A 1377-nucleotide genomic window follows, 5' to 3' on the forward strand; every position below is an offset into this window, starting at 1 on the left:
TGCGCCATGGACTGAAGCCGGCACGCCGGAGCCACTGCTCTTTACCGAGGGCAAGGCCCGCAAGCAATCGCAAGATGGCATATAGGGCTTGGGCCACAGCGAGACGAGAGCAGGCGACGTGCTTACCCCGATGCCTTACCCGAAAACGTGCAAGACAACAGTCAGCCAGAAAGCGGTGGTGACGGCGGCGCAGGCCGTGGCGATGGTCATCTGGTTCGACGCCAACGCCTGGCCGGTGTTGAACTGCACCGCGATCAGATAGGAATTGACGCCGGATGGCATCGCGGCCACCATCACCGCCACCTTGGCCGTCAAGGGCGGCAAGCCGAGCAGCCAGACGAAGACCAGGACCAGCGCTGGCATCAGGAACAGCTTCAGCACCGAAAGCACCAACGCCGGCCTGACATTGCCCGAAATGCCGAAGCGGCGCAGGCTGAGCCCCATGGCAAACAGCGCCACCGGACCGGCCGTATCGGCCAGCGCATCGACCAGGCGCATGGCGACATCAGGCAGCGGCGCACCCGTGATGCGCCATGCAAGGCCTGCCAGAATGCCGATGATCAACGGATTCATGAAAAGCCGCCTGAGGAAGCTACGGATAACGCGCAAGGGATGCACGGGTTCGCCGCTGCCGCGGCCGAAGACTTCGAACAACACGATCGAGGCCATCAGCATGATCGGCAGATGCACGGAGACCAGCAGCGACAGCACTTCGAAGCCGCTCGGGCCGAAGATGCCAAGAATGAAGGGAACGCCGAGCAGCACGATATTGGAAAAGGCGGACGAAACCCCGCCGACGACGCCGGCGCGGGCATCCCTGCCGAAGATACGGGTGGTGACCAGATGGCCGGCGGCCCAAGTGATGGCGACCGCGGCGAAATAGGCGCCCCACAGCGACCATGGCGCCACGCCGTGGAAATCGGACTTCACCATTGTCTGGAACAGAAGCAGCGGCATCGCCACGTTGATGGCAAATTCCGATATCCCCTCGCCGCTCGCTGGCTTCAAATAGCCGGTAAACCCGGCGAGATAGCCGAGCGCGACAAGGCTGAAGACGAAAAGGACGGTTTCGGTGAGCGGAGACATTTTTACCGTGACGGGCGAATTTCCCGTGATAGGCGAGCCACGACCGCGACGCAATCGCGCCTGAATTTGATCATCGTCGGCTGGCAGCGTTATAGAGGGTTGGATCATCAGGGCGGACACGAACGACAAATGGCTTTTGTCGGACTCTCGAACCTTAGTCGTTTGCGGCGGGCATGGCTGACGGCTATCGTCGCCGCACTGCTTTGCCTTGCCGCGACCGCGCTTGCAGTTGCCGAGACGAAAAGCCTTAAGGGCGTGGCGCTGATCATCGGCCAGTCGAATTACCTGCAC

At 61.9% G+C, this 1377-nt stretch carries 2 protein-coding genes; one reads left to right on the forward strand and one right to left on the reverse strand.

What is annotated here, in order from left to right; translation table 11 throughout:
- Positions 1–135 precede the first annotated feature (135 nt).
- Positions 136–1086, reverse strand: coding sequence for an AEC family transporter (locus tag EN893_RS34075; RefSeq protein WP_027039038.1), 951 nt, complete (start codon positions 1084–1086; stop codon positions 136–138).
- Positions 1087–1152: 66 nt separating this feature from the next.
- On the opposite strand from EN893_RS34075, the gene EN893_RS34080 reads away from it, so the two are divergent.
- On the forward strand, positions 1153–1377 hold a 225-nt coding region (locus EN893_RS34080), incomplete at its 3' end, for a hypothetical protein (protein WP_164901384.1).

This window comes from Mesorhizobium sp. M7A.F.Ca.CA.004.04.2.1 (assembly GCF_004022825.1).
Classification (GTDB): Bacteria; Pseudomonadota; Alphaproteobacteria; order Rhizobiales; family Rhizobiaceae; genus Mesorhizobium.